This is a genomic window from Moraxella sp. E33BD (assembly GCF_041807865.1).
In the GTDB taxonomy this organism is placed as follows: domain Bacteria; phylum Pseudomonadota; class Gammaproteobacteria; order Pseudomonadales; family Moraxellaceae; genus Moraxella; species Moraxella haemolytica.
On sequence record NZ_JBGTZD010000003.1, the window covers coordinates 153,132 to 172,181 of the forward strand.

Sequence of the window (19,050 nt, forward strand, 5' to 3'; positions counted from 1 at the left end):
ATGAGAAAAATAAAACAAGCCACCGTGTTTATATCACAAACAATGGCTTAAAATTGATTTACTAACCTATTAAGTAAGGCTGTTCACAAAAACAAACTTCCATTTGATGGCAAAAAGCTCCATCACAACATTTTAAGAAAGCTTATTAATTAAGTCAATAGGCATATCAATATTTTTAATAATTAACCGTTCGCTTGAGCAATCGCCTCACGATACCAAGCAATCGCCCTATCCACCAATACCTGCGTGGCATCAATATAGGCATTAGGATTGGCTTTTGCGTCATTGGCTAAAATAAGTGGCACTTCGGTACAACCCATAATCAACGCACTTGCCCCTTTATCAAACAGTTTGTCCTGCTCAGATTGCATCAAGGTAGTCGCCTCATCAATTCGCCCTGCCTTATAATCATAAATGCTTTGCATGACAAGCGTGTTGTCTTCTGGGGCGATGTAGTTAAGATTAGCTTCTTGTATTTTGTGTTTATATAGATTGGTTGCCAAAGTGGCGTTGGTTGCCAAAATACCAATATTCGTATGCCCACTTTGTTTGGCGTACGCCACCGCTACATCAATCATAGACAGCATGGTGATGTGCGAAAAATCAGCCTGAAGTCGATCAAACCAATAATGAGCAGTGTTGCACGCAATGACCATGCAGTCCGCCCCCGCCTTGACGAGATTATGCGTATATTCATACAAATAAGGATAAGGGTCAGCCCCATCACTAAGGAGATAGGCGGAGCGGTCAGGTATATCAGGTATGGATGAGATGATGAGCGGAATGTGCGTTTGGTCGCTTGTGGCGTGAGCAGACTTAATGAATTTTAAAAACATATCGGCACTTGCCATCGGTCCCATACCACCCAAGATACCGATAGTGGGTTTTTTGTTTGACACTGAATTTTCCTTCTAATTTAAAAAAGAATTATGTTAACAAATTTTAGCAACCAGTTTAAAAGTTTTTCATTTATCTACTGCTTGTTTTTTAGTACAATACGGTCAACTTTTTTGGCATTCATACATCAGCATATGGAACTAACCTTTGAGCTTTTAGGCATTTTATTTTTTGTGGCGATACTTGCAGGTTTTGTGGACGCTGTGGCAGGCGGAGGCGGACTGTTGACCATTCCTGCCCTACTGCTAACAGGCATGAACCCTGTCGCCGCTCTTGCCACCAACAAATTGCAAGGCTCGGCAGGCTCATTGTCAGCAAGCCTAGCAATGATAAAAAAGGGAGTTACCCACCCCAAATACATCAAAACCGCTCTCATTCTTGCTTTTGTTGGCTCAGCGATTGGAGCGGTTTTGGTACAGCTATCGCCACCAGAATTTTTAAAAATCGCCATTCCTGTGGTCGTTGGGATAATGGGACTTTACACACTATTTTCACCCAATTTGGGTGCCATAAAACAAAAAGCCAAAATCTCACACAATGCTTGGCAAAAAGGGATTGTGCCTATCATTGGGTTTTATGATGGCTATTTTGGACCAGGTACAGGAACATTTTTTTCACTCTCTAGCGTGGTTGGTCGAGGCATGGACTTGGTAACAGCAACAGGCAATGCCAAACTGCTCAACTTTGCCACCAATATTGCAAGTCTCATCTTTTTTATCATTGGCGGTCAGGTGGTCTGGCTGGTTGGTGCAGTGATGATTGTCGGACAAGTCATTGGTGCAGTATTGGGAGCTAATATGGTCGTCAAAGGCGGAGCAAAATACATTCGCCCAATGATTGTGCTAATGTGTTTTTGTATGGTCGCAAGATATGTGTTTTGGTAAAGATTTTAATCACAAATTACCTTTAATGGGCAAACCATCAGAACCAAGCTCACTTAACGCTTAGTTTTTATGTTATTATTTTTAAAGTTTCACTGTTATGGCATTTACTTTTGTGTTGATACATTCTAGCAATTACCACCACCATAAAAACTCAAAATAGCTTAAATCATGCTTTTTATCCAATCAACAGTCAATCTGTTATGGTAATCATGGCACATTTACTCATCGGACTATCTAGTCTAGCCACAAGATGTTTTTGATTAAAATTCTAAGCATGGCAGTTTTTTTATCAAGATGATCGCTTTTTATATAAAAATAGCGTAAAATTGGTCTAATTTTTTCTTTCTTTTATTTAATTTTTAAAGTATAACTTATGTCTGTCCAAACCCACACCCCAAGCCCTAAGCCTGCTCCAAAAAAAGCCGTTCAAGGCGAAAAATTGCGTGGCTATGACAAAGTGGCTCGTATCCCCATTAAGGTTATTCCAAACTTAGAAACCCCAAAAAAGCCTGATTGGATTCGTGTCAAATTATCTAGCCCTGCCGAAGTTGAACGCATTAAAAGCACACTCCGCCAGCAAAAACTCTATACAGTCTGTGAAGAAGCTGCCTGCCCCAACCTACCCCAATGTTTTGGCGATGGCACAGCCACCTTTATGATTATGGGCGATATTTGCACCCGCCGTTGTCCGTTTTGCGAAGTGGCACATGGCAGACCCAATCCGCTTGACACAGACGAGCCACGCCATACTGCCGAGACCATTTTGGGGCTTGGGCTAAAATATGCCGTCATCACTAGCGTGGATAGAGACGACCTAAAAGACGGTGGTGCAGGACACTTTGCTGAGGTTATCAACGAAAGCCGTGCTTTATCGCCCAACTGCTTGATTGAAATTTTGGTACCTGATTTTCGTGGACGAGAGCAACTGGCATTGGCTATTTTAAGCCAAACCGCTCCTGATGTTTTCAACCACAACATTGAAACCGTGCCACGCCTATACAAGGCGTTTCGACCAGGTTCAGATTATGAGCATTCGTTAAAGCTATTAAAAGAATACAAAGCACGCCGTCCAGACATTGCTACCAAATGCGGATTTATGGTAGGGCTTGGCGAGAGTGAAGAAGAAGTTTATCGCTTGCTTGACGACCTAAAAGCACACGATGTGGACATCATCACCATTGGGCAATATCTTGCTCCAAGTAAAAATCACGCCCCTGTGGATAGATATGTACACCCTGATGAATTTGCTAGATATACCGAATATGGCAAAAAGTTAGGCTTTTTTAACATTTGGGCGAACCCAATGGTGCGTTCAAGTTATTTTGCTGACCGCCAATATTATGGCGAGCCTTGCCCACCACCTGTGCGTTCAGCCAAAGCACTTGCCGAAGAGAAACTGGCAAAAGCCGAAAAAGGCGAAAAAACTGGGTGTTTTTAACACAACACAAACATTTAGGGCGAGTTTATCGTCCTATTTTGTCAGTTGATTTTCCAAAAACTGTCAGTCTTGTATTGTGCCAAAGCGATGGCTGGTTGATGCACTATTTTAAAGCATTGATTCTCAAAACTGGCAAACTGCCATATCTTAGCCAAGTTATACCGACTTACTTTTGGCGGATTGACACAAACCACCTTAAAGATAGTAACAACTTTTTGGCGACAATACTGATCATATCGCACGACAGGCAGTATATAGTTAAATACAGAACAGATATCATGACTCAAACCATTCTCTCATCAAACGGCATTCACCGCCTACACCACACTTTTTTTATGCCAAAAGGCGACATCAAGGCAAGCCTACTTATTGTACACGGCATGAGTGAACATAGCGGACGCTATGCCGATTTTGCTAGGTTTCTTGCCAATCATGGTATCTTGGTTGCCACTTATGATCAGCTTGGACATGGACGGACGGTCAAAGACAAGTACGAACTTGGCTTTATCGATGAAAAACACCCCGTCCAAGCCCTATGTAAAGATGTTGTTATTATGGCGGATAAATTAAAAGATAAAGCCTGCACCCTAACTGACCGCCCCATTCCTCACTACATCATGGGGCATTCAATGGGGTCGTTCATTGTACGAACGGTACTAACCCATCACGCCACAAGTTTTCATGGAGCGATACTCATGGGGACGGGCAATAGTTTTGGGCTGATGAACCGCCTTGCTCTAACCACGCTTGGGGTAATCCACTACCTAAACCCCAAAAAAACCAATAGGTATTTTGCCATGCTTTTAAATGACTACCTGCTATCACAAATCCGCTATCCGATATCTGTCTCACCCTTTGCATGGCTATCTGAAAATACCGATAACATCAAAGCCTTTGAAGTCGATCCTTTGTGCGGTTTTGCGTTTAGCAACAATGGTTTTATCGCTCTACAAACTCTCATCAAAAAAGCCACATCACCCACATGGTACGCCCACACCCCCAAAAACTTTCGCATTTTGCTCGTCAGTGGCAAAGATGACCCTGTGGGGCGTATGGGGCAAGACATCGATGAAATTTTTGATGAATTGGTGAGTTCAGATAAGAATACGCAAGCTCGACTATATCCCAACATGAGACATGAACCACTGCACGAAACCGCCAAAAATAAAGTATATCAAGACATTTTGCACTGGTTAATATAACACGATAAACAAAAGCCATGATTGATAAAACTTATTGAAAACTTATGATAATGAGTAAGAAGTTGTGGTAAAATAATCTAACATCATTTGATTAACTCTTTTTTTATAGGAATTTTTATGAGTCTTGAACAAATCATCGAAACAGCCTTTGAAAACCGCAACAGCTTTGGTGCTACCGACTGCCCTGCTGACATTCGCTCTGCTGTTGAAGAAGTACTTAGCCGTCTTGATAATGGCTCACTGCGTGTTGCCGAAAAAATCAATGATGAATGGGTGGTTTATCAGTGGGTCAAAAAAGCCGTGCTACTTTCTTTTAAAATCAATGACAACAAGCCTATGAATACAGGCGAACTTGGTTTTTATGACAAAGTAGATACCAAGTTCAACGGCTGGACAGAAGAAGACTATAAAAACGCAGGCGTGCGTGTCGTTCCCCCTGCGGTTGCTCGCAAAGGCTCGTACATCGCCAAAAATGTCATCTTAATGCCATCTTATACCAATATTGGTGCTTATGTAGATGAAGGGACAATGGTTGATACTTGGGCAACGGTGGGTAGCTGTGCCCAAATTGGTAAAAATGTTCACTTATCAGGCGGTGTGGGCATTGGTGGTGTTTTAGAGCCACTTCAAGCCAATCCAACCATCATTGAAGACAATTGCTTTATCGGTGCAAGAAGTGAAATCGTTGAAGGCGTGATTGTTGAAGAAGGTTCGGTCATCTCAATGGGCGTTTATATCGGTCAATCAACCAAAATTTATGACCGTGAAACAGGCGAGATTCACTACGGACGAGTGCCGGCAGGTTCGGTTGTTGTTCCTGGCAACCTACCAAGCCCTTGTGGTAAATACAGCCTATATGCCGCCATTATCGTCAAAAAAGTAGACGCCCAAACTCGTGCCAAAACGTCCATCAACGATTTGCTAAGAGCGGATTAATGTTGCTTGTGGGCTGATTTAACGACTGTTCTTTTATCGCAATTTTTAAGGAATTGTTATGTAAAAATCTGATAAATCCTTTGTTGCCACTGCCTTGCTTTGTTTCTTCTTGGGCGGCTTTGGTGTTCATCGTTTTTATGTGGGTAAGATTGGGACTGGTATTTTGCAACTGATTACCTTTGGTGGATTTGGTATTTGGGCATTGATTGATTATGATTATTGTTGGTAAATTTACCGATACCAATGGCGATTTTATTCAAAATTAATTCTTTAAAAACAAAAAGACGGACTAGATGTTCGTCTTTTTTATTTTTGGCTAAATTGATGATAAAATTTAAAATTTTAAAATGAGACTTAGTATTTCAAGCTAAGCTTGGCATTAACTATTATTTCTTATCTTTGATCCATTGATAAGCGTTACCAAATCCTTTTAATGATACAAAATGACGCTGACGATGCTTGATAAGTACTTGTTTTAATAAATGCCCCACATCTTTGGCACATTGTCCGTGTGTCCATTCAGCCAAATTTTCGCTCGTCTCGTCTGGATACTCTCTTCTATAATGGTTATAACGCCCTTCCCAAGCTGCCATCAAAGGCGTGCCTTTCCAATCATAATTTTCGCCACCGATAAAATCCCTTGCCGAAAAAGGCTTATCGCCACAAACAGCACACCACAAATTGACCATACCTTGTAAATATGCCAAAATCAGTTCCAACTCATCATTTGTTAGGGTGCTTGGTGTGGAAAAATGATTAATGGTCTCAAATTCTTTGTATGTATAGAGCATTGTTGTTCCTTATGATGAGGTTTAGTGATTGTATCTTACCTCCCCCCCCCATTTATTTGTCAAGTGATTATTAAAATTACCCAATCATCTGAAAATCTGCTAGAATACTAGGTTTTCTTTAGTATTTATCATCAATATGTCCACCGCTTCAAAACACCCCCAGTCCAAAACCAGCCAACTGCGAAACACCCAAATCCCCATCACCGACCCATTGGCAGGACTTCGCTTGACCGAAATTTTTTATTCCTTGCAAGGTGAGGCTCTGGCTGCTGGTCTACCGACCATTTTTATTCGCTTGACAGGCTGTCCACTTCGTTGCACTTATTGCGATACGACCTATTCCTTTACAGGCGGTGCACGATGGGGGCTTGATGAGATTTTGACTCACATCGCCAGTTTTCCTTGCAAGCGAGTATGTATCACAGGCGGAGAGCCGCTCGCCCAGCCCAATGTCATTGCCCTGATGAAACTACTCTTAGAACATGGCTATGATATATCACTAGAAACCGCAGGAGCTTTGTCAGTCAAAGATGTCCCGCCTGCCGTATCCAAAGTCATGGATCTAAAAACGCCAAGCTCCGGCGAGAACAAGCGGAATTTATGGGAGAACTTTGGTCATCTGACCAACCACGACCAAATTAAAATCGTGATTGCTGATCGCACCGATTATGAATGGGCGGTGGAAAAATTATGGCAATATGAGCTACATAAAAAATGTGCCGTAGTGTGGTTCTCACCAATGTTTGAGATTGATGAACGAAGATCCGATGTGCCAAACATTGCTGTACAATTAGCCGAATGGATTTTGGCGGATGGTCTGCCCGTACGCTTGCAATTACAGTTACACAAAATCATCTGGGCGGATGCACGAGGTAAATAAAAAATGCTTTTAAAGATGAATGTAATTTGCTAAAATAAGCGATTATTCATGAATTTAGCAAAGAGAGAGCCATGGCACGAGTTACTATTGAAGACTGTCTTGACAATGTCGATAACCGTTTTGAGCTGATTTTGGTCGCAAGCAAGCGTGCACGCCAACTGGCTAAAGGCAGTGCTGAACCGACTGTAACCGTTGAAAATGATAAGCCTACCGTTTTGGCACTTCGTGAGATTGCCTCTGGCAACATTACTCGCACCATTTTGGATGAGCCAGATGAAGAGATTGTCATCAAAACACCAGAATTTGTTGATTTCTCAAAATTAACACCTGATGATTTTTAAGCACTTGCTTAAAAGCCACTTTTGTTAATCAAAGACCGCCCACAAAGTGCGGTCTTTTTATGACATTTAACAATCTGGCAATCACAACCAACCCATCACAAGCAGACCCCTACGCATTTATCCATCAACACCCAATCTATCCGATATCACTGGCAAGCCAAAATGTCAGTTTAAGTCATTTTTATGACATCTTTATAACATTGCCATAAATGAGATAAAACCCAATTTAAAAATTCGCTTCTTATTGGATTAAATCACGGTTTGTTATGCCATTATTCGTATAAAAGTGATAAAATGATAGAACAATCTATTGACAATGTTGCAGATAATTGATATTTATAATCAATGTTGATTGATACAACTTATTTGTACAACCACACGGCTTTCTTAGTGAGCCCATTTATCATTTACCAACCAAGAGTACCTATGCTAGCCAACTACCATCCGCATGACATTCCTACCCATCTTAGCCACCCGCTAGTCGATGAATCTCGTGATAGCTTAATGCGTGCGGTCAGCTACCTAGAGCAACAAGAGCATGAAGACATTCTGCGTGCGTGTCATTTTGGCGATGTGGCACACATTAAGGACAAACGCAAATCGGGCGAGCCGTACATCACCCACCCCATTGCAGTGGCGGAAATTTTGGCAGGGTTTCGTCTGAATAAAGATACTATCATCTCAGCGATTTTACATGATACAGTAGAAGACACCGAAGTAACAAAAGAAATGCTCACAACAGAGTTTGGCGAGACGGTTGCACGGCTTGTTGATGGCGTAACCAAACTTAGGTCGTCAAGCATGAATAAGCAACAAAGCCAAGCGGCCACCTTTCATAAGATACTCACTGCCACCTTGACCGACCCTCGTGTTCTCATCATCAAGCTCTCCGACCGCTTGCATAATATGTCCACTTTAGATGCGGTCAGTCCCGAAAAACAAAAACGCACCGCCAACGAAACGCTAGACTTCTACATTCCTTTTGCTCGCATCATGGGGTTAAATGACATTGCCGATTATATTGAGCTTTTGTGCTATCGCAATCTCAACCCTGAGATGTATAACAAATTTACTGACAAGCTACTTCAACACGGATTGGGTCGTAACTTCCAAAAGATTGAAATCAGCACTTATCTACAAAATTTATTAAGCCATCTAAACCTAAGCGGTCATGTACAAGTTCTTGACAACCGCACCTCCATGTACCGCCAATTTTTTAAAAATCGTGGGCAAATCAACCGACTGATTCGCCAATATGACTTTGAAGTTGTGCTTGATGACATTGAGTCTTGTGATAAACTGGCGTGCTATTTGGTGCAAAAATACGAAATCAGTGATGAGATGATTCGTGATAACATTAGAAAGCCCCAAGCAGGTGGCAACCAATCGCTCACGCTCATTTACGAACAAGATTATAACCACATCAAAATCACCTTGCTAACCAAAAGAATGCAAGAAGCGGCTCGCCTAGGTGTGATTAGTAAAGATAAAGGGGATATCAGCCATTCTGTCGTCCAAGCCAGCCTTCGCAATATGCAAGCCCTTGCTAATAGCGAATCTGGACAAGACTTCCAAGAAAACAATGAATACTCTGTTGCCATTATCGATGAGCTACTAAACTACCTGCACGAACGAAAAATCGTCTGTTATAGTCCGCAGGGTCGTGCTTATGAACTGCCTCGTGGTTCAACCGCTTTAGACTTTGCTTATGCGGTCGGTCCTGCCATTGGCAATATCGCTGTCGGTGCTGACATCAATGGCGAGCATGGCAAGCTAGGCTTGGTACTGGCAGATGGTGATTCAGTGAGTATTGACACCGACAAAAATGCCACACCAAAGGCTGATTGGTTAGGTTTTGTGGCGACCAATAAAGCACGCAGTGAGATTCTAAAGTTTCTAAAACACCTACCAGATGACCAAAAAGAATATGCAGGTAAAGAAGCTCTCATGCGAGCCCTTAAAGCCTATGACAAGGTCATTGAAGACATTACCGATAGCAAATGGGCTGATATCTTAGCATGGCGTGGTGTGGACAGCCAGCGTGATATATTCCTACAAATCGCCACAGGTTCACTATTGGCACAGTTAGTGGTCTCACGATTATTTAGTGAGGAAGTAGATATCGCCGATGGTAATGAAATCACCCAATCCAAGCATCTCATTGCAGGGGTAAAAGGCGTTGAGGTTACCTTTGCTAAATGTTGCAACCCTATTTATGGCGACCACATTGTCGGTCATCTCTCCGCTCGTCATGGACTGGTCATTCATCGCCACAAATGCTATTCACTAAACACCATTCGTGCCGCCAACCCCTACCAGATTATTCAAGTGCATTGGAAAGATGACATCAAAATCAATCATGACAGTCACCAACTGCATTTCTCAGCGTCACTGCGTATCTTTGCCATGCTAAACGAAGAGCAAATAAGCCAAGCCATCTATGAGCTTCGTGCCTTAAATATCGGCGTTGAACACACCTCTGTTAAGGCTGATATCAAAGATAAAAATAGTAAGGTAGGCACAACCACGCTCAATGTGGTCGTTCGCTCTCGAGAACATCTTGAAGAGGGCATTCATGTTTTACGCCAAATTTTAGGCTATCCAAATATCATGCGACTATACCACCATCATAACCACGCTTAACTTAGGATAGATGCATCAATCAAAAAATGCTTGAATTTATAGCAGGCTTTGTTTTATCATAAATATCACCAAACAAAGCTCGCTGATGAAGATGGCATTGTAGAGACGATTGAAGCTCACAGATGCAAGTAGCACATTTTGGTAAACCAATAACCAAAAACTACTGACAATATCTTAAAAACCCATCTAAGCCAATAAGTCAGAGATGAGTTTATGGGGGTAATTCCGCCAATCCCATCTCCATCATCTAAGCCAATAAGTCAGAGATGAGTTTATGGGGTCATCAAGATTTAATATCATACCCCAAAAGATAGCCAGTGTTATTGTATCAAATTACCCCTCAATCTATGATGGATACCCAGCCCATTGTAAGCACAAACACAAAGGAATACCCATGACCAGACAAGTCATTCACACCGACAAAGCCCCTGCCGCTGTTGGCACTTATTCCCAAGCCATCAAAGTTGGCAATATTGTCTATATTTCAGGTCAGCTCGGATTAGACCCTGCGACCATGACTCTAAAAGAAGGTTTTAAAGCCCAAGCCGAACAAGCCTTTGACAACTTATCTGCCATCGCTAAAGCAGCAGGTGGTACGCTCAGCGATACCGTAAAATTCAATGTTTCTTTGACCGATCTAAATGATTTTGCTGTATTAAATAAAATCTTTGATGCACGCCTAAACGCACCTTACCCTGCTCGTGCTGCCGTACAAGTTGCAGCATTACCAAAAGGTGGTGTGGTTGAGATTGAAGCAATCTTACATCTTGATGCTTGATTTTATGATTTCGTTGCTCTAAGGGCTTGCCAGACAAGCCTTTATCATCATGCACACTACCTTATTACGCATCGCCCTGCCCACACCCCTGTATCAGCTGTTTGATTACCTATGCCCTCTATCCTGCTTAGATAATGGCATACTACCGACCGTTGGTTCTCGGGTGCGTGTGCCATTTGGTCGCCAAGAACTTGTCGGCATCATCATCTCACACATCTCTGTTAAGGATATTAACATTCCTTATGAGAAACTAAAACCAATACGAAGCGTCATTGATACCACACCCATCATTAATGACCATCTGTTAAATTTGGCACAATGGTTAGCCTCCTACTACCATTATCCACTCGGCGAGACGCTACCTGTCATGTTGCCTAGCTTCATCAATCAAGGAAAACCTGCCATACAACAAACAACCTTCTGGCGGCTTTTAGATGATATTGATGATGAACATATCACCACCCAACTCAAAAAAACTGCCAAAAAACAATGGCAAGCCATCAATGCCATCAAAGACAGTCCAGCCAAGCTAGCCGAGCCAGACCTGCTTGATATGGGTATTAGCAAAACCACCTTAAAAACCTTGCAAGAAAAAGGGCTAATCACCTCATTTATCACAACAAGCTCCAAAAACACTCAGCCTGCCAAACTGCAAGACGCCCCCTTATCACTTAATGATGAGCAACAATCCGCCTTTAAGATTATTAAGCAGTCCATGATAAATGGCAATTATCAGGGCATCTTGCTCAATGGCATCACAGGTTCTGGTAAAACCGAAGTCTATCTACACGCCATATGGCAAGCTTTATCAGCCAATAAACAAGTGCTGATTTTGGTGCCAGAAATAGGGCTCACTCCACAAACCAAAACAAGATTTAGCTCAAGATTTACCGCCAATATCTGCGTTCTACATTCAAACATGAGTGATGGCGACCGTTTGCACGGTTGGCAAGCTGCCAAGTCCGGAGAGGCTCAGATTGTCATCGGCACACGCTCAAGCGTGCTGTATCCATTTGCTAATTTAGGATTGATTGTCATTGATGAAGCTCATGATAGCTCCTACAAACAACAAGACCATCTACGCTATCACGCCTGTGATGTGGCAATGTGGCGAGCATACCAACTTAACATTCCCATCGTACTTGGCACAGCCACGCCAAGCCTTGAACATCTCAAACTCGCTCAAGATGGCAAACTTACCGAATGTCAGCTAAACATCCGAGCAGGCAACGCCAAGTCCGCTCCTTTGCGTTTGGTGGATATCCGTCTAGGTACAAGAAATATCGTTCAGATGAGTGGGCAAGAGCAACAAACCTTACTGTGCGATGAAAGTGTAAGACGCATCAAACAGCGATTGTCTTTGGGTGAGCAGGTGTTGATTTTTTTAAATCGGCGTGGCTATGCTCCAATATTGCTATGCGATGCGTGCGGTTGGCAGGCAGATTGTCCGCATTGTGATGCTCATCTGACTTTGCACAAGCACCCATCATCACAGTTAAAATGTCATCACTGTGGTTTTTGTACGCACAGCCCCACCACCTGCCCAAAATGCAATAGCCATAACCTGCAGGATTTAGGACTTGGGACAAGCAAGCTGACCGAGCAACTACACGCCATCTTTGCCAACCCCCAAACCACACACCAAACCCACCCCATTTGGCAAATCGACAAGGATACCATGCGTCAAAGAGGTGCTTGGGAGCGTATGTATGAACAGATTCTATCCAATCAGCCTGCGATTTTGGTTGGAACGCAGATGATTGCCAAAGGTCATCATTTTCCTAATGTTACTTTGGTTGTGATTGCTGATGCGGACTTAGGGTTTTTATCACCTGATTTTCGCTCGCCCGAACACACCGCCCAAAGAATCATACAAGTTGCAGGACGAGCAGGTCGTGCTGATAAAATGGGTGAAGTATTGATTCAAACCAGACAACCCATGAATCCCTTATTGCTGACACTCATCAATCATGGCTATCTGGCACTTGCCAAGACTTTACTTGGCGAGCGAAAGCTGTTAGGGCTACCCCCCTATGCTCATGCCGCCCTAATTCGTGCACAAAGCCAAGACCTTGCTCGTGCTCGACTTACCATCAGTAGCATTGCCCAACAAATACCCAACACGCCCAATCTTGCTAAAAGTAACGCCACAGACGCACCGATGAGCAAAAAAAATAACCAGTACCACACTCAGCTACTACTTCTTGCCAAAGACCGAAAGACCTTACACACCGTTTTGGCGACACACTGGCAAGACATCTTAGCCAACTCAGACCTAAAAGGCGTGAGAATCTCGCTTGATATTGACCCAATAGGTTGGTAATACTTGGGGCTACACCGCATAATCAAGCACGGCAATAACGCTTAGATGCACAGGATAAAACCAATAAAATACATAGCGACCACCCACCTGCTTACCTTTACGACCATCAAAATAATAAATCAACGGTACAACAAGCAATACACCAAAGTGCATCAGCCCAAGACCTATGGTGGGATAAAAACCATAAGTAAGCACATAAAACACAGGCGATAGCAGTGCATAAGCCAGTAGCATTGTGTGCTTATTAGAATAAAAATAGGCAAGAACAAGCGACATCACCACAAGCGAAAAGCCATAATCTGCCAACTGCACCATAGGATATAATGCCAAAATACCAGTCGCTTTCACCACAGGATGCCAACCGGAATGCCATACCACAAGTGCCACCAAAGCAAACAATAAGGTAAATAGCACATTACCCCTCAGATACTCCTGCCATGCCACGCCCAGCAATATCTGTTCAATAGATAAACTAAACAACCAATAAGGTAACTGTGCAATCAAAGCAAATACAAGCAGTCGCATGGCATAAGCCTTGATGTCTTTGGTGTGATAAAATCCAACCACCAAAAAATACACCATCAGTGGTGCAACAAGTCGTCCAATAAAGTGTAGCCCCTCAGACAGCCAGCTCTCCACATCAACAAACACCCACGCCAGATGGTCAAGCGTCATCGCAAACATGGCGATACACTTTAGCGACAGGGCATCTAACCCCCATCTGGTCGTCCGCTGTGCATTCATCATATACAGCTTTTTGGGTGGCGTTTTTTGTTAAGTGAAGTTTGGCACCGCCAGATATCTTTTCCTTTTTCATCTTGAGTGTGATAGATGACAAGCGTCTCGCCATTAAGATATCGCACAGGATAGCTAGCACCCGATACCTTTGCCACCACCGCACAGTCAGTCAACACGCCTGCCACGCTTGAGACAACTTCCATTGATACACGCTGATTATCCGTAGATACAGGTAAGGCAACTGGGCAGTACTGTGTATTTTGGTAGATGATTTCTACTCGATTTTGTACCGCCTTTGCTGAACGATAGCTTTCAAAGATAACCGCCTGCTCTTTTTGTGTAGCGATAATAGGCATAAATTGCCCAATCACAATCGCCATCATCGCCCCAAACATGGCAAATGCCACTGACATACCAACCAAGCTCACCCCACCTTCTTGCTTTAGGTGATTTTTTTTGTTCATCTTTATTTCTGGGGTAAAATTCTAAAGCATCAGCAATCTCTCGCCGAGCCGTGCGATAATAATAAGCATCCGCCCATCGTGCCACCATACTTGCCCAAAACAGCCAGACAGCCAAACCCACACCAATGCGACTACCCATCTGATATTGCTCAGGCAAAAAACCAATAATACTAAATTCAAGCACCGCCAAAACAATGGCGATATTAACCTTGATGAATGACCAACCTGCCACACAGTACACCACACAGTCCAGATAACGCTTTCGGTACAAAAGCCAGCCAAAAGTACAAAAAAACGCCGCCCAGTGCCAGCGTGCGTGCAGACAACCTATCTCATCAAACTGATGAAACCGCTTAAGATAATAACGCTGAGACCGCAGCCCAATAAACCACCGATCCAATTCGGTTCGTTCTTTTTCACCAAGATTCGCTTGATAAAATGGTGGCGGGGTTGTGTCTTCTAAAAATGGCAGACGAAACATAATGACGCTAAAAATGGAAAAGTATTTGCGGTTGCAGGTGGCTTGACTTATAATGACGGCTTGTACATTTTACGCCTTTTTTTCATACAAATAAAGCCATGACAGAACCAAATCAAGAATTTTTAACCCCTGTCGGTGGGGACAGACAGACCCCCGACATGAATCCTGAGACCATCAGTAAGCAGATAGCTTGCTTAGCCCAAACTCCCGAACAGTTTCGTCAGATTGACACCTTCATGAAACGGCGTACACACATGAGCCAAGCCAGTGAACTGGCATTGACCGATAGCATCTACGCCCCTTATGTCATTAATCATGGCTTTGAACTTGGTCGGCTTGGCGATGTTAGCAATATCAACGATTTGCGTGCCTATTTTACTGATATGCCAAACGGTGCTGACGCACCCATCACGCTTGAGATTGGCTTTGGTATGGGCGACAGCTTGATTGAGATGGCTCAAAATGACCCACAGCGTAATTTTATCGGCATTGAAGTGCATGAACCTGGTATCGGTCGTGTGGCTTATTTGGCTCATGAACTAGGTATGACCAACCTAAAAGTATTAAACGGCGATGCCATCGCTTTATTATCAAACCTACCTGATGAACATCTAGACACCGTACAGCTGTATTTTCCAGACCCATGGCAAAAAAAACGTCATTACAAAAGACGCTTTGTAACCACGCATCGCATGCAAATCGTCTCTCGCACGCTAAAAACTGGCGGTCTATTTCATGCCGCAACTGATTGGGAACACTATGCAATGTGGATGCTTGAAGTACTGGACAATATGCCAGACTTTAAAAACACAGCAGGACAAGGTAAATTCACGCCCCGCCCTGATTTTCGCCCGCAGACGAAATTTGAAAAGCGTGGACAAGATTACGGTCGCCCTTCTTGGGATTTGATTTACCAAAAAATCAATCACAACCCATAACTCATTAAGCACCAAAAAACCTAGCACCTTTTGGTCATTTTTGGTTGCTAGGTTTTAACAAATAGTCAAAAACGATTGCTCTTTAGCAAGAACGCCGATAAGACTGGCGTGTGGCTTTTTGACGATACAACCTACATTGACATCATGTTAAGGCAGTGGTGTTGGCTTGATTTTGATTATTAACAGAAAACCACTTGTTTAAATGGATGGATGGTGCTAATTTGTACCAAATGTTAAATACTCATTGAACACATCAATTAGCCAACCACCATTTGACAAGAGGATTTTTATGAAATTAACCAACCCTGCCTTATTCCACGAGCAAGCTCTCATTGATAACACATGGCAGTCTGCCAGATCCGCCAACATCATTGAAGTTTTTAATCCTTTTAATGATAAAAAAATCGGCACAATTCCTGACTTGTCTGCCGATGAAGTTACAAAAGCCATCGGTTTTTCCTGCCAAGCTCAGCCATCATGGGCAGCCCTAACCGCCAATGAACGAGCGACCGTATTGCACCGATGGGCGGATTTGATTGATGAAAATCGTGAAGACCTAGCCATCATTATGACAACCGAACAAGGCAAACCCCTAAAAGAATCTCTTGGGGAGATTGGTTATGCCAATAGCTTTATCCGTTTCTTTGCTGAAGAAGCCAAGCGACTTTATGGCGATATCATACCCCCCACAAACAACAAACTGCGTTATGTCGTCCTAAAGCAACCCATCGGTGTGTGTGCCGCCATCACGCCATGGAACTTTCCATCAGCGATGATTACTCGCAAAGTCGCCCCTGCCCTTGCCTCTGGTTGCACCATTGTAGTCAAACCTGACAGCCAGACACCTTTTTCCGCTCTTGCTTTGGGCGAGCTTGCCATTCAAGCAGGCATTCCTAAGGGCGTACTACAAATTGTGACAGGTCAAGCAGAAGTAATTGGTGGCGTTTTGACAAGCGATGAACGAATCAAAAAACTCTCCTTTACAGGCTCCACTCAAGTGGGCAAACTACTCATGGAGCAATGTGCCAAAACAGTCAAAAAACTCTCCTTAGAACTGGGCGGAAACGCACCTTTTATCGTTTTTGATGATGCCGATATTGATAAAGCAGTCCATGGTGCGATGATGTCTAAATACCGCAATGCAGGACAGACTTGCGTATGTGCCAACCGTATTTATGTTCATCAGGCCATCAAAGACGAATTCATTCACAAATTTAAAGCCCAAGTAGAAGCACTGACGGTAGGCGATGGTCTAACAGATGGCACAAACATTGGCTGCTTGATTAATGATACCGCCATCAAAAAAACCCAAAACCTACTCAAGGATGCGACAGATAAAGGAGCCACACTCATCACAGGTGGCACACTCCACCCTACTCACAGCCGTTGTTTTCTACCCACCATCATCACTGACATTAGTGACGACATGAATATCGCTCACGAAGAAATATTTGCCCCGATTGCTCCGATTTTTGTGTTTGATGACGAAAAGACAGTCATTGAACACGCTAACAACACCCCCTATGGATTGGCGGCTTATTTTTACACCCAAGACCATGCCCGAGCATGGCGAGTTTCCGAAGCCCTAGAATACGGTATGGTCGCCCAAAACACAGGGCTTTTATCCACCGAAGTTGCTCCTTTTGGTGGAGTAAAGCAGTCAGGGTTTGGGCGTGAAGGCTCAAAATACGGCATAGAAGAGTACATCAGCACAAAATACTGGTGCACGCAAATCAGCTAAACACCCGCAACACAGACCGCTTGGCATTAGGTCTTTAAAACATATGGGTGAACACCTATTAAGACCAGTACAAATACTGATGTACTGGTCTTAAATACCCATCTTAAACCCTTAATTGGGTAACTTGGATTAGCGATGGGGATTTATCACTGGTCAAAACTGATTTACCACAACCGCCATGATAGCCACCTAGCCCTTTATACAGACAAGTTTTAATACCTAAGCATTGCACAACAGCCATTCTCACCCCACAATTAGCCATTCATTAACATTCATAAGTCATAGGCAAACTAACCTAAAATAACAAAAACCAACTTTTCCATTGATTAAAATTTGCTATACTAAACCTTTATGAGTAGCGAGTAGGTGTCTTGTGTCTTTTACCATACTAGAATATGGTTGGTTTTGCTTAATGTTGCTTCCCATAGTGGCAACACTCCTACCTTTTGTCAAGCATGACCATTGGGTGTTTCGCATTTTTGACTTTCCTAGATTGCAAATCGCAGTTGCAAATTTAATTTGTCCACCAATAGGCATGGCTTTTGCTCATGCTCACCACCAAGTCTTTTGGTTAATCGCCATTGTTAATGGCTTGTGTTTTTTATATCAAGTCAGTCAAATAATCGTTTATGCCCGCCTTTACCCACCTAAGGTGCACAGTTATTATGGGGCTGGATGACAGTCGCACTTTATCTTTGTTGACTGCCAATGTACTCACCCACAATTATCAAGCACACCTACTACTTAATCAGATTCATCAGTTGCAGCCAGACATTGTACTGACTCTAGAAAGCGATGAATGGTGGCAAAGTCAACTTGATACACTCATGGATTGCGGTTACCATCATACCGTCAAAATCCCCCTTGACAACCTTTATGGTATGCACCTATACAGTCGCTTAGAGCTTGCAAATAGTGAGATTCGTCATTGGGTAACCGATGACATACCCTCCATCAAATCCAGACTAAAACTTCGCTCAAATGATTGGGTTTACATATACTGTTTACACCCCATGCCTCCTAGTCCCACCGAGTCCGCCACCGATAGAGATGCTGAACTACTACTGGTAGGGCGTGAGATTGAATTCATGAATGAGCCTGTATTGGTATTTGGCGATCTTAATGATGTGGCATGGTCATCAACCTCCAAACTTTTCCAAAAAATCAGTGGACTACTAGACCCACACAAAGGGCGTGGACTCTTTAACACCTTTCACGCCAACTACCCCTTACTTCGCTGGCCACTTGATCACATTTTTCATAGCCGGGACTTTATGGTAAAGGACATTCAAGTTCTTCCTAACATCGGCTCTGACCATTTCCCTGTGTATGGCAAATTTCAATATCAACCAAACAACACCCAACCCACAGAACCCACACCAAGTAGCGATGATATCCACGAAACATTAGACAAAATCGCCAAAAACAACCCCAATCAAGAAGTGATTAAAACCAAATATTAATGCAATCTAAATAAAGTTTCACAATACAGCGTCTTATTATCTTTTGTGAAACATTGCAACACCCCCATCAATCATTCACAATCAGTAAAATGAGCACCAAGCCTTAGAACCA

15 protein-coding genes and 2 pseudogenes are annotated in these 19,050 nt (G+C 43.0%); 13 read left to right on the forward strand and 4 right to left on the reverse strand.

Translation table 11 applies throughout. From position 1 onward, the window contains the following. Positions 1-182: 182 nt before the first annotated feature. Positions 183-899, reverse strand: a complete 717-nt coding sequence (locus tag ACERC6_RS02795; protein WP_284673238.1) for an aspartate/glutamate racemase family protein — start codon at positions 897-899, stop codon at positions 183-185. Between the two features lie 132 nt (positions 900-1,031). Here ACERC6_RS02795 and ACERC6_RS02800 point away from each other — a divergent pair, with 132 nt between their 5' ends. The 5 genes and pseudogenes from ACERC6_RS02800 to ACERC6_RS02820 form a co-directional block, all read left to right on the forward strand. Beyond that, on the forward strand, positions 1,032-1,781 hold the full coding sequence (locus ACERC6_RS02800) for a TSUP family transporter (RefSeq protein ID WP_373627642.1): 750 nt from the start codon (positions 1,032-1,034) through the stop codon (positions 1,779-1,781). Positions 1,782-2,154: 373 nt separating this feature from the next. Continuing rightward, the gene (gene lipA / locus ACERC6_RS02805; protein ID WP_373627640.1) at positions 2,155-3,219 is read left to right on the forward strand and encodes a lipoyl synthase; all 1,065 of its coding nucleotides are present in this window, start codon (positions 2,155-2,157) and stop codon (positions 3,217-3,219) included. Positions 3,220-3,497: 278 nt separating this feature from the next. After that, a complete protein-coding gene (locus tag ACERC6_RS02810) occupies positions 3,498-4,421 on the forward strand; it encodes an alpha/beta fold hydrolase (RefSeq protein WP_373627639.1) in 924 nt (307 codons plus the stop codon). Positions 4,422-4,538: 117 nt separating this feature from the next. Beyond that, positions 4,539-5,357, forward strand: a complete 819-nt coding sequence (dapD, locus tag ACERC6_RS02815) for a 2,3,4,5-tetrahydropyridine-2,6-dicarboxylate N-succinyltransferase (RefSeq protein ID WP_284673242.1) — start codon at positions 4,539-4,541, stop codon at positions 5,355-5,357. An 82-nt stretch (positions 5,358-5,439) separates the two neighbouring features. Beyond that, positions 5,440-5,586: pseudogene (locus tag ACERC6_RS02820) on the forward strand (TM2 domain-containing protein); the annotation flags it as partial. A gap of 157 nt (positions 5,587-5,743) precedes the next feature. Here ACERC6_RS02820 and ACERC6_RS02825 read toward each other — a convergent pair. Next, on the reverse strand, positions 5,744-6,148 hold the full coding sequence (locus ACERC6_RS02825) for a hypothetical protein (protein WP_373627638.1): 405 nt from the start codon (positions 6,146-6,148) through the stop codon (positions 5,744-5,746). Positions 6,149-6,284: 136 nt separating this feature from the next. Here ACERC6_RS02825 and queE point away from each other — a divergent pair, with 136 nt between their 5' ends. The 5 genes from queE to ACERC6_RS02850 all read left to right on the forward strand — a co-directional run bounded on the left by queE (position 6,285) and on the right by ACERC6_RS02850 (position 13,113). Next, the gene (queE, locus tag ACERC6_RS02830; protein ID WP_373627637.1) at positions 6,285-7,028 is read left to right on the forward strand and encodes a 7-carboxy-7-deazaguanine synthase QueE; all 744 of its coding nucleotides are present in this window, start codon (positions 6,285-6,287) and stop codon (positions 7,026-7,028) included. A 71-nt stretch (positions 7,029-7,099) separates the two neighbouring features. Next, positions 7,100-7,369, forward strand: coding sequence for a DNA-directed RNA polymerase subunit omega (gene rpoZ / locus ACERC6_RS02835; protein ID WP_284673245.1), 270 nt, complete (start codon positions 7,100-7,102; stop codon positions 7,367-7,369). A 426-nt stretch (positions 7,370-7,795) separates the two neighbouring features. After that, positions 7,796-10,012 (forward strand): bifunctional (p)ppGpp synthetase/guanosine-3',5'-bis(diphosphate) 3'-pyrophosphohydrolase, encoded by a 2,217-nt coding sequence (locus ACERC6_RS02840; protein WP_373627634.1) that lies wholly within the window; start codon positions 7,796-7,798, stop codon positions 10,010-10,012. Between the two features lie 394 nt (positions 10,013-10,406). Further along, the gene (locus ACERC6_RS02845; protein ID WP_284673247.1) at positions 10,407-10,790 is read left to right on the forward strand and encodes a Rid family detoxifying hydrolase; all 384 of its coding nucleotides are present in this window, start codon (positions 10,407-10,409) and stop codon (positions 10,788-10,790) included. A gap of 49 nt (positions 10,791-10,839) precedes the next feature. Beyond that, positions 10,840-13,113, forward strand: a complete 2,274-nt coding sequence (locus tag ACERC6_RS02850) for a primosomal protein N' (protein WP_373627633.1) — start codon at positions 10,840-10,842, stop codon at positions 13,111-13,113. Positions 13,114-13,122: 9 nt separating this feature from the next. Here the strand turns inward: ACERC6_RS02850 and ACERC6_RS02855 are convergent, their stop codons facing one another. Together ACERC6_RS02855 and ACERC6_RS02860 are read right to left on the reverse strand one after the other, a co-directional pair. Then, positions 13,123-13,860, reverse strand: a complete 738-nt coding sequence (locus ACERC6_RS02855; protein ID WP_373627632.1) for a TraX family protein — start codon at positions 13,858-13,860, stop codon at positions 13,123-13,125. Continuing rightward, positions 13,857-14,796: pseudogene (locus tag ACERC6_RS02860) on the reverse strand (DUF2628 domain-containing protein). Before ACERC6_RS02860 ends, ACERC6_RS02855 begins: the two are co-directional and overlap by 4 nt. A 158-nt stretch (positions 14,797-14,954) precedes the next feature. Between ACERC6_RS02860 and trmB the strand changes: the two are divergent. The 3 genes from trmB to ACERC6_RS02875 all read left to right on the forward strand — a co-directional run bounded on the left by trmB (position 14,955) and on the right by ACERC6_RS02875 (position 18,938). After that, positions 14,955-15,734, forward strand: coding sequence for a tRNA (guanosine(46)-N7)-methyltransferase TrmB (gene trmB, locus ACERC6_RS02865; protein WP_373627789.1), 780 nt, complete (start codon positions 14,955-14,957; stop codon positions 15,732-15,734). Positions 15,735-16,023: 289 nt separating this feature from the next. Continuing rightward, positions 16,024-17,475, forward strand: coding sequence for an NAD-dependent succinate-semialdehyde dehydrogenase (locus ACERC6_RS02870; RefSeq protein WP_373627630.1), 1,452 nt, complete (start codon positions 16,024-16,026; stop codon positions 17,473-17,475). A 665-nt stretch (positions 17,476-18,140) separates the two neighbouring features. After that, positions 18,141-18,938, forward strand: a complete 798-nt coding sequence (locus ACERC6_RS02875) for an endonuclease/exonuclease/phosphatase family protein (protein ID WP_373627628.1) — start codon at positions 18,141-18,143, stop codon at positions 18,936-18,938. Positions 18,939-19,050 lie beyond the last annotated feature (112 nt).